We start from the raw sequence: 13,692 nt of genomic DNA, 5'->3' as shown, positions 1-13,692 counted from the left end.
ATATAGTCTTTAGATAAACTACTGAATTACTTCAAACTTATAACTGAGTGACTGGTCTGTTCCTTCAATGGTCAGACTATGAATAACTCCCTTATCACTTACGTATCTTTTATCCTTCACAAAACCTGGAAGATCCTTTTTACTCACCTGCTCAAAATAACTCTGAAAATCCTGTGTCAGCGCTTCTTCAGTTGGCGGAGCAGTAGCCAGTGTCTGTTCAGGAAGCGATTCTGATTTCATTTTTTCGAGCGCAAGCATCATGATATCAAAATACCAGGAATCAGTCAGTTTCATGGCTTCAATCGCAAAACCATCTACAAATCCAAGTAGATTATGTCTAAAGCTTGTTCCTTCATCCATAAAAAACCGTAAAGCTACCGATTTAGTCCAGGCTGCCCTTTCGCCCTGATCTCCGTTACTGCTGGCACCGTAGAATGCGACAAGATACTCCAGAGATCCTGTGATAATTTTTTCCTCATGATTAATTGGCTGATCAAGGATCTGCTGAGAAACACTTTGCATAACTTTATCAAAATACTCAGAATTTCCTGTAAAACTCATGCCTGATATTTTTACTCCAGGTAAGCCACCGCAACCTCTGCGGGCAAGAATCCCATTTTTATAAATTTTTATATTCAGTGCTTCTTCCGTTCCCGACTTCACTGTAATCAATACCTGTTCAACTTCAGATTTGTTCATTTTTTTCAATTATTAACTGGCTACAGAAAGCCAGATCCCCTATCACTATTGTGCGAAAATACGATTAAAATTTAGCTTCAGCACTTAAATTGGTTGACTGGCAGGCATTGAAAACACCTAAAGCCCCGCCCGATATATTACTCAGCGGATTTGAAGGAGCACTTGAATTCTGGTCAATAGTCGTATTTAATGTTCTGAAATAATCATACACCCCTTTGTCAATACATTGTAGCTCAACGGTCATAATATCACCTTCATTAATTAACGGGTTTCCATCTTTTGAATCAGTACTATAATAAAGCTGACCATCATATGTTCTTCCATCTGTTGCATCATCATTCCGTACAAAAGAACCTTTGATCAGTACATTATTTACCCATTGTCTTAATCTGTAGTAGTTTCCTTTACCTACCGGATCAGTAAATTCAGGTACCATAAATATCTTTTTTGAATCCAGTTCAAAACGTTTCGCATACAACTTATCTACTTTAACAGCTACCACAGGGATTGTAGAAGTCGCCTGATAGGTCTTCCCACTTAGTTTAACCGTCAGCTGATAAGTATGTCCGGCAATTCCCTGCATAGCAGAAGTCTGATATACACCTGATTTTTTGTTAACTAAAGTTTCGGTAGTTCCCGAGGTCAGGTCTTTGATTTCCACTGCAGCATCATCCCTGCCCGGAAAAGTATTATTCTCATCAAAATTCTTTGATTCTGTTACTGTTACCTTGTATGGCCCGGGGTTAGCTGTCACCTCTCCTTCTATAACAATCTGAGTAGCTGATCCGTCAAGTTTAACATTAATTACCTTTTCACAGCCACTAAAGATAACCGTTAATATCAATAAATAGAATACACTTATATTGCGCTTCATGATCTTAAAATTTAAAATTGTAGGAAATTGAGGGTACAAACCTGAACAAAGAAGTTTGCACTGCCTGAGTACGTGAACGGTCATCAGGATTATCACGGAAAGTAATCGCATAAGCATTTTCATGTCCGTAAGCATTATAAATACCAAATGCCAGTTCTGAAGAGAAATTCTTTCGTTCTTTCAGTTTGCAGGTCGCACTTAAATCCAGTCTGTGGTAAGCAGGCATCCTGTAGGCATTTCTTTTGGTATACAGATAAACAACCTGGTTATCCGTATAGTATTTACCTGTTGGGAAAGAGACAGCATTTCCAGTATAATAAACAAATGTTGCAGAAAGAGACCATTTCTTATTCACCTCATACATTCCCACTATAGAGATATCATGAGTACGGTCCTGTCTGGCAGCATACCAGTCTCCGTCATTAATACCATCTATTTGTTTCTCTGAACGGGATAAAGTATAACCTATCCAGCCAGTTAAACGACCCGTTTTTTTACGTAATAATAATTCCAGACCATAAGCACGTCCTTTACCAAATAAAAGCTGTGGTTCGATAGGATCATTACTCCTGATGTTTGCACCATCCCGGTAATCCACCTGATTATTCATCACCTTATAATAAGTTTCTGCACTAAACTCGTAAGCATTATCTTTCAGGTTACGGAAGTACCCCAAAGAAACCTGGTCAGAAGTCTCCGGTTTGATAATATTATTCGTCGCTACCCACTTATCGGTCGGGCTGCTTGTGGCAGAATTAGATAGTTGATGAAGTGACTGCGTATTTCTTGCATATGCTGCTTTCAGTGAAGACACCGTATTCAACTGATAAGCGGCAGAAAACCTCGGTTCCAGGTTAAAATAAGTTTTAACAATTTTACCTTTAGCATAATGGAGCGTATCGATAATAGCTCCTGCAGCATTCAGATTATAAAAATTATTGTCTCCGCCCAGTACTGAAAAAGCACTCAGACGTAATCCATATTCAATTTTCAGCCGGTCAGAGGCTTTCCATTCATCATTGATATAAGCCGCATTTTCCCAGCTATGTGTATAAGGCTGGCTGTCCAAAGTAAAATCACCGCTATATTCTCCGGGTTTTATAGTATGATAAATAGAATTAGCCCCTATTTTCCAGGTATTATTCGTATTCGGATAAAAGCTGAATTCCTCTTTCAGGTTCCAGTCTTTAATCTGAGAACTGATTCTGCCAGTAAAATTGCTCGAATTAGTCAGATCAATATTGTAACGGTAATCACTATAGATCAATGAAGTGTTAGAGAACAGCTTAGGACTAAACTGGTGGTTCCATCTTAAAGTACCCGTTTTATTTCCCCAGTCCAGGCCAAATAATCCTCCAAGCCCCAGTTTGTCCTGTCCAAGATAACCAGACAAATAAACCTTGTCATTTTCGCCAAACTGGTAGTTTGCCTTGAGGTTCAGATCATAAAAATACAGCGCGCTTTTTTTAATTGCGGTATCACTGCTGGCTTTTAAAAATGCATCGACATAGGTACGTCTTGCACTGATTAAAAATGATCCTTTATTTTTTACAATAGGCCCTTCAACGGTTAGTCTCGAAGCGATAATTCCAATCCCCCCGTTTACACTTAATTTCTGGTTATTCCCATCGTTCATTTTTACATCCATCACCGACGATAGTCTTCCTCCATACTGAGAAGGTGTATTACCTTTATAGAGTGTAACGTCCTTGATAGCGTCCGAATTGAAAGTAGAAAAGAATCCGAGTAAATGAGATGGATTATATACAATTGCCTCGTCCAGCAATATAAGATTCTGATCTGCTGCTCCCCCTCTGACAAAGAAACCACTGTTTCCTTCTCCTGCAGATTTTACACCAGGCAAAAGCTGAACAACTTTAATCAGATCTCTTTCGCCGAAAAGCACCGGTACCCTGTCGATCTCTTTCATGCTGAATTTTTCAACCCCCATTTTTGCAGACCGCACGTGTTCATCTTTCGGTGCGCCCGAAATCACTACTTCCGAAAGGCTGTTATCCTGTGAAACCAGGGCAATCTGAAGTTTGACATTTTTATCCAGATTGAGCGTCCTGGAATCAATTATGTAACCTACAGAACCAATCAGTAATTTATAACTTCCACTTTGCGTAGTGAGGGAGAAAAAACCATACTCATTAGTGGTGGTTGAGACATTTGTGATCCCCTCCACGCGGATCGTTGCACCAATTAACTGTTCGCCGGTCCCGGCATCTTTAACATACCCGCTAATTGTATGTTTGGTTTGAGCATTAATCTTAAAGATAGTCAGGAAGATCAGCAAGGGTATCAGGTACAGCGCTTTTATCGTCATCTAATTTTAACAGTTTCTGGATATATGCGCTAAACTAAATAAAAAATATTCCTTTTATGTTAAGAGGTTGTTTAAATTAAAGGTTTTATCTTCAGTTAGTTTGAATTCCAATACTGCGACGTCGGCCAGAATGATCTGATCCCCGTCATTTAAAGTATAACCGATCTGGGTTGAATTTAATTTATGCAGGCTTTCATCCGATGCAAACTTAATTTTAGTTTTATTACCTGGAGGCACTCCACCTTCATCCGCATATAATTTAAAACAAGAAGCCTCTTTATCCCATTCCAGATGGGCATGTTGCCGGCTAATATATTTGTTACTATCCTGAGCTTCAGTAGGAAAAGCAATACCATTTATCCTGTAAGTACCATCAACTCCCTGTACAGTAGCTTCCCTTCCAATATTTACCCGTTTGGACCCAGGTTCAATACTATATTGTTCCTGTTCTGCTTTCCCAGTGATCACTTTTAAGTAAGCTTTTGAAACTATTCCTGTCTGCGTCTGCAATCCTGCATTCTTTAAGACAAGTCCTGCTTTGATCCCACCGGCCCGGATAACTCCCGCAGGTAATTCAGACACATAATTTACTTCCATTTTCCAATCTTGTGGAAGATTTAAAGCAAAATTATCTGCAATCCGCTGCACCTCTTCTTTAAACTTTTCCGGTTCAGCACTATACAGTGCCGTTTCGTACATGAACAATTCTTCAGCACCAGCATTCACAAAAAGTTGTATCGCTTTAAGTTGTTTTCCTTCACCTCCATCCAGTTGTTGAAGACTTTCCTTGATCAGCTGTAAAATTGCCTCGCGTAAACCCTTTGCGTCCAAAGGTGTTTCAGCCTTATTCTTTTTAAAAAAATCAAACATCTTATCTCTTTTTAATTTATGCTCCTCATATATCCTTTACTAACCAGTAAAGGTATCACTGTTTGTCCGGCCAGCCTTACCGCTTCAGAAGAACCTTTTGCTGATTCGATACGAATACACACTACAGTATAACCTGCTCCCTTTCCACTTGGTGCAAAAAATACATACCAGCCATCATTTACCTTTCTTTTCTTGACAACCCTTTCAGGCGTTCCTGTTTTTCCTGCAACTGCAATACCAAATACCCCTGCTTTACCTGAACTCTGTTCAATCATATATTGCTTTAATAAAGCCGCTGCCCCAGGATCCTTTGCCAGGACTACACCGCTTTTTACCGCAATAGTAGAATCACTCAGTTTCAGCACATAACGATTAGGGACTAAAACACCTCCATTAGCTATTGCAGAACCCAGGCGTGCCATAGCAGCTGGCGTAGCTATCAGTTCTCCCTGGCCCCAGGCCATCCCCGAAATACCCGTTGCCCGGTTCTTATAAATGTTGTTTGGATTATAACCAAAATTAAATTCAGTTTTACGCCACAAATCGAACCAGCGTTGTTCCTGCTCTGCGTTCACAGACTTTCTGCCATAATAATAACCGCCTACACCATGCAAAAACATTCCTGTCTTCAAATAAAGCTCTCCCATTTGCTCCTGCAGATGTTTTTGATTCGCCAATTTGATAAAATAAACATTATTTGATTTTACAATTGCCCTTTCCATATTGATTTCTCCGGTCTCATCCGGTTCAGCACCACCAGTTCTGATCCGTTCATTGGCTTTCACCAGATAAGTCTGCTGAGCTGCCGCTAAACCCAGTTTATTGAATGCAGCCATCGCTGTCAGCAGTTTGGCTGTAGACCCCGGCTGAGTTGCAATGGTAAAGCCCGGATCAGCCGTTGTCATCCAGGAATCAAGTTTATTCTGATCCTGAGTACTCATCGTCAATTGTTCCCAGCTTTTCACAGGCGGCAGAGGATAAGCTGCAGAAGCCAGTACATCACCTGTACCTGAAGACATCACCACAACCGATACTCTGTTTTTACTTAACTTAGGATCATTGGCCAAACCTATTTGTAAGTGTGTTTGCAAATCTGCATCCACACTTAATTTCACTTCCCGGTTACGCTTTTTAAAGGTTTTGATTTCTGTACTGTCCAGTCCAGAGATTAACAACGACGTAAGCGCCGAATAATCTTTTCTAAGCACTGTCATTTCCTTAGGCCCTCTGGGCAGAAATTTGTCCTCCTTATATTTCGAGGCAGTCAGCGTGTAACCAGTTACTGGCATTTTAAAACCTCTTAACTCGGCGGCATGCTCATATTCTGCAAAATAACCATTAATCCCACCACTAAACACACCCGTATTGGCATCTCCGGTCCAGAAGAATAGCTGTTCTTCAAAAGGATAATAACGGGTTACCCGTTTATGCATAGCAGAATCAAGATTATAATCTGTTACTCCCGCCTCACGCAACTGCTGCATTTGTTTCTTCACCAGCTCCGGGTTACTTGTTGCTAAAATAAGACCAGATCTGTCATATATCGTTCCGGACTCCAGTTTTTTCATCAGTATGCCAATCCTGGGATTATAACTAAACATCCTGCTACCACTTTTATCTGCAACCAAAGCTGGTTTAACGATCCATGCCTTTGTATTAAAACTATAACGGGAAACATTAATAATCAATAATAATATCGCCGCACAGGCAGCTATTATGGCAGGAACAAGATTTTTATCCTGCTGCTGCGTCAGGTATTTCATCTGTACAGCTGTTCCCTTTACCGAGGAAACAGATAGTAAAAAACCTGCTGCAAGAAAATTAATAACCAATGAGGACCCTCCATAACTTTCAAATGGAAGAGACACGCCGGATAATGGTAATGCACCGATAGACCCTCCAGCAATCAGCAGAAACTGAATAAATGTACAGATACCAATACCTGAACAGACATAAAAGAGAAAAGGTGTCCCTGTTTGTCTACCAATAATAATAGAACGGTGCAGGTAAATCAGGAATAAAATAAAAATACAGGTAATTCCTGTCCAGCCAAACTCCTCTCCGATTGCAGGAAGAATCATATCCGTATGCGCTTCTGGGATAGTCTTGGCAAAGCCCTTTCCTGTTCCCTGGCCACTAATACCTCCGGTTGCTATTCCCCAAAGACCATTGGCTACCTGATCCCCACCGTAAACTTCATTATTCCAGGCATCCTGCCAGATCGCTTTCCGGTCGGCCAGTCTTTCAACCGGTCCCGGAACAATTTTATCCAGGTAAGGAATTTTATCTATCGTTAGAAAAGCAGTGATTACGACCAGTGCCATGATTGCCGATTCGCTCATTGACTTACGCCTCAAAACATGATACAGGATTAAACCTGCAAAAGTAATCACCGCATCCAGCCATACATTATGTACAAACCAGGCAACCAGCACATACAGAATTACAAAACAGGCCATCTCCATAAAATCCCCTCTCGAAAAAGAGAACAGCATGATAAATGTAAAACAGATTACGATTGCCGGACCAAGGTCGCCTAAAAGCAGGAACAAAAACAACGTAAATAAAATTGCTGCCAGTGCAAAAGAAAAAAACGACCACCGCTTTTTCCAGCTCGAATAGGCTGATATAAACTGTTCATTCTGCGCGAAGAACCCAGCCAGAAATAATACGACAAGATATTTAACCACTTCACTGGGTTGCACGCCCAGCAAATTTACCTTCACTCCGCTTCCTTCAGGTCCTGCCCCAAATAAAAGTGTGCCCGCTAATAATACAATCGCCAGCATAATCCACGGCCATCCGTTTGCTGCAGAACGATCTTTGAAAATCAATAAGCGATATAATTTAGAATCGGCCGTAAAACGTTTGAGATTCAGAAACAACAAGACACAAAAACCTGCAATTCCGATGTATAGAAACGTGAGTGAATCCACCGCCAGAAAACGATCTCTCACCGGGTCCTGCAGACTTAATAAAGTCAAAAAAGACAACCCTGTCAATAACATCAATATCGGTAAAACCAGTTGATCCGCTTCAGGAAATTTAATGGACAGCAACAAATGCAGGATCACGAAAGCCAGGAAAAACCCACCTGTTATACTCCAGTACCAAATCTTAAATTGCTCAGGAGTTCTTACAACCAGTGCGCCATCTGTCTTTAATGTATTGAATTCCCTTGTTGAAAGTAACCTTATTACATGAGGTGCCTCACTAAAATTCAAACGTTTACTACCATTCAATTCTTCCACACCTTTAATTTGTCCGAATTCGAATCCTGGTTTCAGCGGAATCACTTCATAAGCCTTCTTTTCCGGTAACTGATTAAATTCATAATTTCCATTTTCATCAGTACGTGCATAAGCTTTAAACGATTTCGCATTGATACTATCCGCCGGAAGAACAGTCGACAACCTGACCAGGACACCAGATACAGCATCTCCTTTAAGCGAGACCTTACCGTTAATAGTTCCACTGCCTAAACCCAGTGATTTTACAGCGGATAGAGCAACAGGACTGGTCTTCTCCTGTTGAAACCTTGGTTCATCATCACCGGTAAAACCAAGCAATGATCTTGATACCGCCACCCTCTTTTTAAAAGATACACCACCAGATAAGGCAGCTTCATCAGCAACCACATTAAATTTCCTTTTATTCAGGTCCCCAATATTCGTAAAAGACAGTCCTTTCGACTCCTGGGCTGCTATTGAATTCCCAACAATAGTTATATCATTTGGATCCTCAAAATAATAACCCCTTGCCAGTAATGCTTTAACTGCATTTGCCTGCCCCGGAGCATTTAAATTCACGATAGTTCCATCCTTTAACCGCAGGTCAACATCCTTTATCTTATCTTCCAGGACGCTGAAAAGCCTGACAAACAGGATAACCATCAGGATAGCAATCAGTCCTAAAAATAAACGTTCCTGTTTTCTTCCGCGATGTTCAGTATTTCCTTTATCCATAATTATTTTTTTGCCAGCGAATCTGCCGCATAGCTTCGTTTTGATACCCTTCCACTAACAAAAGAGCGGTCTGTAAAAATAAACGAGACCTGTAAAGGCTGTTTAATTTTATTAAAACGTACATTTTTCAACTCCAGCGCACGATTAGACGATACAATCCCTGTCTGAAAATTCTCCAGTGACATTTGCTCTAATCTGACATATTTGCAATTCGGGGATAGAATAAAAGCAGGCCCTTTATAAGCAGAGTCACTTTGAAAAACAATATTCCCTTTAGTTTGAAGGATTAAAGTATCCTTATTAATAGTCAGTGGCTGACTCAGATGGATTGGCTCCTTAAAGATCGCATCCGATAGCAATAAGGTATCCCCTTTCATCTTTAAAAGTGTATCCCTGATTAATTTCTCCTGTTTATTGACAACCGGATGCTGTGCTGATACCAGTGCTGTATCTGGCTGTCCCAATGTTGAACCCACCCTTGAATGGTAGAAAAACAACCATATTGTTGTTCCCAAAAACAACAGACACAGACCTGACAGCAAAAACAATAATCCTTTAGAACTCTTTTGCTTATCAGCATCTTTATTCTGTGAAAATTTAGGTAAAACACTTGTATGCTCGACACCGACAGACTTTGGTGAATGCGGAACAAGATGCGTTTTTTCTACCCTTATATTTTCCTGTACCACCGGCGCCTTATCATTCCTGGCCAGTACAACCGTTATATTATCCTTACCACCTGCACGGTTTGCTTCTTCCACCAGTCTTTCTGCTTTTACAGCTAATTTTTCCGAAGAATTCAGTACAGCTGTGATTAAAGCAGCATCTACCAGATCAGTTAAACCATCACTACAGATCAGGATCAGGTCTCCAGGTAAAAATGGAGAAGTCCCCGTCTCAAAATACGGATCAGTCATTCCTTTACGACTTCCAAGTCCCAAAGCCTGGTTAATCTGATTCCTTTTAGGATGTTGCATTGCAGCTTCCTCTGTTAACCTTCCGGAATCTTCCAGAAAACCAACAAAAGACTGATCATGTGAAATCTTGACCAGTGAATGATCGCGGAACAGATACAGCCTTGTATCCCCCACATGAATATAATGCAGTAGATTATTGCCCCGGTCAACAACTGCCATCGTAGCTACACAGGCCATGTCCAGCAGTTCCAGATCACCCTGTTTATGCGTAACAATCTGTTCATTGGCCTCATTAAAAGCGCTCACCAGCAAACCTGTAGGGTCTTCACTAATTACAGACAGTTCTCTCAATATAACTTCCCTGGTTAACGCAGCCGCAACCTCTCCACCTGCATACCCTCCCACACCGTCAATTACACCTGCAAGCATAAATCTGCCATCCATTACCTCTTCAGCAATGAAGACATCTTCATTATTCTCTCTTACCTTTCCGGTATCAGTAATTCCAAATAAACGATCAGTCATTATTTCTGCGATTTTTTAATAGCTACAAAATGCCCTATCAGTAATAAAATTCCTATAGCCAGAAGGCCGATTGATAAATAGTTAACCATTAGAAATTAAGGTTTAAACACATTGATCCCTATGATGCCATTTAATAATATTTTAGAGTTAAAGGGTAATTCGACCCAATCCGGATTATTGATATCACTCCGGTAAACCTCTGTCTCATTCATCATCGTTTTCTCCCCAAAGGAAGCCAGGTAAAGTTTACCCTCAGTTTCATTGTACCGGATACTCAAATGAGGAGTATTAACCCAGTCAGACGGAATCGCGAAAATATGCGGATCTTTCCTGTCTTCTTCTTTGCCAGAAATTACGATTTCCGGATTTGTCATCAGATACTCCAGCTTTTTACCCCTGAAATTCTGATCAGGCATAATCGTTTCCAGCCTGGCCAGTACTTTGTCAGATTTACCTTTGACTACCTGAACGTTTTTCAGATCCATTGCATAAGGCAATTCATAATAACCCTCACTATAGTAAGTGAAACCATTTAAGATATCCTGATTAACATCCAGTGTTTCTGCTATTCCGGTTTGCCGCGGGATAAAAGTGATCCTTAGGTTTTCTTCTTTTTTACTGCTACCGCCAGGTAACAATTTACCAATAAACCCCTTATCACCCCGCTGATAATCCGGATGGGAAACTAACCTGAAAACCCATTTAGAACTGGATGGCTCAACAGTTTTATCCATTTTTCGGTATTCCTTCAGTATTTCATAAAACTGGTTCACAGATTCATGTACTATAATCCCGAACAGCCCCTGTTTATGTGCAAGAAACTCCTTATAATCCTCCTCATTAAAGCAGATAATATACTCATGATAAAAGACTATACGGTTGGCAAAGGACAACTGTCCGATGGATTCCTTAAATTTTTCCAGTATATATTTATAAACTTCGTCCGGTGTTAAACCTTTGAGTGCTTTTTTCGATTTATTTTTTTCGGTTGGAAGAAACCAGTCCTGAAGTCCTGATTTTTTCCAAAAATTCATTTTTTCTGCCATTTAATTCCTCTTTAAAAATGTAGCGCCGTATCCAGGTTCATTTTTGCCGTATCCTGTTGTGGAACCTGCGGAACAGGCTTAATCTGAACCGGTTGCTCTTGCAATGCTGCAGTGTCGTTTACCGCCTCCTTTTCCTTATCCCAGCTATATCCCTTATCACCATTTGTATCAGTCGTATCGCGAACAACTGTTCCTTTAGGGCTTATCTCCTTTTTAACAGGCTTGGAAGGCTCTTTAAAAAGCAGGAAATAACTCAACAAAGCAATCATAAAGATTACCCCTGTCAATAAAACATAAAAAACAGGTTTTGAGATCACAATGACACCTGTATCTACAGCTGGTTTCTCCGACAGGTCTTCCTGATAATGCAAAAGCAGGGTCTGAAGTCTTTCATTCTCCATCTGCAACAGAGAAGTCCCCGCAAGATCAGCTACAGAACCACCAGTGTCTGCAATACTGCTCTGAATTATCGCCTGCTGAAGCTGCATTCCACTGCTGTATCTGGATGTCGTTTTTTTCTCCAGACATATTCCAATAACTGTAAGTAACCAGCCAGGAACCTGCATTTCATGTGCAATCTTTTCCGCTGACCAGCTTTCAGGTATATTCTCTCTTCTGAGCGTCATCAGATCGGGTACCGGCAGCTCCAAATGGCCGATCAGTACATCATTACGTGATTTCTGTCCGTTATCCAGTAAAGGAAATGGTACCTGCCCAGCCAGCAATTCATAGAGAATTACCCCGTAACTGTAAATATCAGTTTCCAGTAACATGTGTCCTTCACTTTGTTCAGGTGCCATAAATTCGATAGCACCTGCATGACGGATACTTGTTCTGCGTTGCTCATCAGACATGGCCGATAAACCGAAATCAAGTAACACGTAGTTACCTGTATGGACGTTAAACTTTACATTATTACTCTTGATATCCCCATGTTTTACGCCCACTTTATGGCAGTGTGCCAGTGCATTGGCTAAATGATCAGCTACTTTGATCACCTCTTTTACCGTAAATATTTTATCGTGAGGTTCCTTCAGTAATTCTTCCAGATCAGGTCCGTCTATAAATTCCATTTCTATAAAAGGAAAAGACCCGCTTTCAGTAATTCCTGAATTCAGAATTTTAACAATATTGGGATTAGGCTCTTCATTTACCTTTTTCAGTTTTTCTACTTCATTCTGAAAACTCTTAAAATTTTTATCCTCCTCATCTTCTGTATGAACAGGTGTAGGCAACAATTTTACTGCGGTAATAATAGGACCAAACCTTCTTCCTTTGTAAACTGAACCCTGGCCACCGGTACGCAGTGCACCCATATTTTCCAGGCCTTCAGTAATTGTAAATACTTTACTCATTTAAGCTAATTCAACGCTGTGTGTCAAGTAAAATTACTACAATTTTTCCCCAAAGTCTATTTAAAATGTCATTGTTGTACTGAAGCTTTTATTTTTCGGGGATGAACAACTATGTTTCATAAAAATCAATCTAAATTTGATTGCCAGAGTTTTCCGTTTTGTCCAAAAATTTGCTCTTGATAAGATTTAAAAAAGCCGAATTTCTAGAATGAGCGTCATCAACAACTGCATCTAAATCCCAAATAAAAACCCCAATTGGCAAGATTTTCATAGGATCTCGTGAAATAGCAACATTTGTTTCTTTGTAATACATTTTACCAGTCGAATATAGTTCTTTGTACTCTCCAGAAAGTGCCAACTCCACTTCATCATTAAACTCAATTATACCATAATACCAAATTCTTTGAATTTGATTATCATAGTACTTCATCAATTTTCTTGCTCTCTTCTCAAGCTGTGTAACAACTTTCATATTTTCTTCAAGTGAAATACCCCTTTTCTTTAATTCTACTATTACAATGTCAAATGGTTTTTTATTATTAGGGTTATTTGAAAAAGCCAGAGCGATATCAATCCTGTCATCATTCCTTTCTTCCTCACCCTCTGTTATAAATGAGATTAATTCTCCAAACTCTCTATCACTTAATACTGTTTCATATGTCATGTACTTATCATCAAGTAACCAGGAGTTATTCCGATATAAATCATTAACAAAATTTGATTTATCAAACCTACCATCCTTTCTTGTCGCAGCAAAAAGTTTATGTAATTCCGCTTCGCTGTTATCTTTAGTAGATCTTTTAAGGTTTTCGATAGTCAATTGTCTAAATAAGATGTACTCAGTTAAAGCTCTGGATGAAACTTCTAATGCTTTATCGAATTGTTCATCATTTAACGAGGTAGCCTCAAGTAATTCTTTCTGAGCCTTAAAAAATTCTTTTTGCGCTCTTTCCAAGATTTCATTTCTACCAATGTATCCAATATTATCTGAATCAAAGTAACCGCTCAGATGAGGGTATGGAGTTGCTACATTTGAACAGACAGTAAGTTAAGGGAATTTAATAACTTAACAGACTATGTCACGAGAAAGAAAAGCTTACCCCAAGGAGTTC

General features: G+C 39.9%; 9 protein-coding genes. All 9 read right to left on the bottom strand.

The window, feature by feature from the left end; translation table 11 throughout:
- Positions 1–18 precede the first annotated feature (18 nt).
- The 9 genes from HDF25_RS18190 to HDF25_RS18150 all read right to left on the bottom strand — a co-directional run bounded on the left by HDF25_RS18190 (position 19) and on the right by HDF25_RS18150 (position 13,535).
- On the bottom strand, positions 19–699 hold the full coding sequence (locus HDF25_RS18190; RefSeq protein WP_184627378.1) for a hypothetical protein: 681 nt from the start codon (positions 697–699) through the stop codon (positions 19–21).
- A gap of 64 nt (positions 700–763) precedes the next feature.
- A complete protein-coding gene (locus HDF25_RS18185) occupies positions 764–1,573 on the bottom strand; it encodes a DUF4249 domain-containing protein (protein ID WP_184627376.1) in 810 nt (269 codons plus the stop codon).
- Positions 1,574–1,577: 4 nt separating this feature from the next.
- A complete protein-coding gene (locus HDF25_RS18180; RefSeq protein ID WP_184627374.1) occupies positions 1,578–3,902 on the bottom strand; it encodes a TonB-dependent receptor in 2,325 nt (774 codons plus the stop codon).
- Between the two features lie 54 nt (positions 3,903–3,956).
- Entirely contained in the window at positions 3,957–4,772 is an 816-nt protein-coding gene (locus HDF25_RS18175; RefSeq protein WP_184627372.1) for an FHA domain-containing protein, read from the bottom strand.
- 11 nt (positions 4,773–4,783) lie between these two features.
- A complete protein-coding gene (locus tag HDF25_RS18170; RefSeq protein WP_184627370.1) occupies positions 4,784–8,737 on the bottom strand; it encodes an FtsW/RodA/SpoVE family cell cycle protein in 3,954 nt (1,317 codons plus the stop codon).
- A 2-nt stretch (positions 8,738–8,739) separates the two neighbouring features.
- The gene (locus HDF25_RS18165) at positions 8,740–10,179 is read right to left on the bottom strand and encodes a PP2C family protein-serine/threonine phosphatase (protein ID WP_184627368.1); all 1,440 of its coding nucleotides are present in this window, start codon (positions 10,177–10,179) and stop codon (positions 8,740–8,742) included.
- A 95-nt stretch (positions 10,180–10,274) separates the two neighbouring features.
- Positions 10,275–11,213, bottom strand: coding sequence for a hypothetical protein (locus tag HDF25_RS18160; RefSeq protein WP_260409403.1), 939 nt, complete (start codon positions 11,211–11,213; stop codon positions 10,275–10,277).
- Positions 11,214–11,236: 23 nt separating this feature from the next.
- Positions 11,237–12,580 carry a serine/threonine protein kinase gene (locus tag HDF25_RS18155; RefSeq protein ID WP_184627364.1) on the bottom strand — a complete coding sequence of 448 codons (1,344 nt, stop codon included), beginning with the start codon at positions 12,578–12,580 and terminating at the stop codon, positions 11,237–11,239.
- 130 nt (positions 12,581–12,710) lie between these two features.
- Complete coding sequence (locus HDF25_RS18150; RefSeq protein ID WP_184627362.1) at positions 12,711–13,535, bottom strand: hypothetical protein; 825 nt, start codon at positions 13,533–13,535, stop codon at positions 12,711–12,713.
- Positions 13,536–13,692: the final 157 nt, after the last annotated feature.

The organism is Pedobacter cryoconitis, from assembly GCF_014207135.1.
GTDB classification, from domain to species: Bacteria; Bacteroidota; Bacteroidia; order Sphingobacteriales; family Sphingobacteriaceae; genus Pedobacter; species Pedobacter cryoconitis_D.
This window is presented reverse-complemented; position numbering and strand designations above follow the sequence as displayed.

Excerpts from the sequence above, each read along its gene's own strand:
- HDF25_RS18190 (WP_184627378.1), bottom strand. The coding sequence starts at position 699 with ATGAACAAATCTGAAGTTGAACAGGTATTGATTACAGTGAAGTCGGGA.
- HDF25_RS18185 (WP_184627376.1), bottom strand. The coding sequence starts at position 1,573 with ATGAAGCGCAATATAAGTGTATTCTATTTATTGATATTAACGGTTATC.
- HDF25_RS18165 (WP_184627368.1), bottom strand. The coding sequence starts at position 10,179 with ATGACTGATCGTTTATTTGGAATTACTGATACCGGAAAGGTAAGAGAG.
- HDF25_RS18170 (WP_184627370.1), bottom strand. The coding sequence starts at position 8,737 with ATGGATAAAGGAAATACTGAACATCGCGGAAGAAAACAGGAACGTTTA.
- HDF25_RS18175 (WP_184627372.1), bottom strand. The coding sequence starts at position 4,772 with ATGTTTGATTTTTTTAAAAAGAATAAGGCTGAAACACCTTTGGACGCA.
- HDF25_RS18180 (WP_184627374.1), bottom strand. The coding sequence starts at position 3,902 with ATGACGATAAAAGCGCTGTACCTGATACCCTTGCTGATCTTCCTGACT.
- HDF25_RS18155 (WP_184627364.1), bottom strand. The coding sequence starts at position 12,580 with ATGAGTAAAGTATTTACAATTACTGAAGGCCTGGAAAATATGGGTGCA.
- HDF25_RS18160 (WP_260409403.1), bottom strand. The coding sequence starts at position 11,213 with ATGAATTTTTGGAAAAAATCAGGACTTCAGGACTGGTTTCTTCCAACC.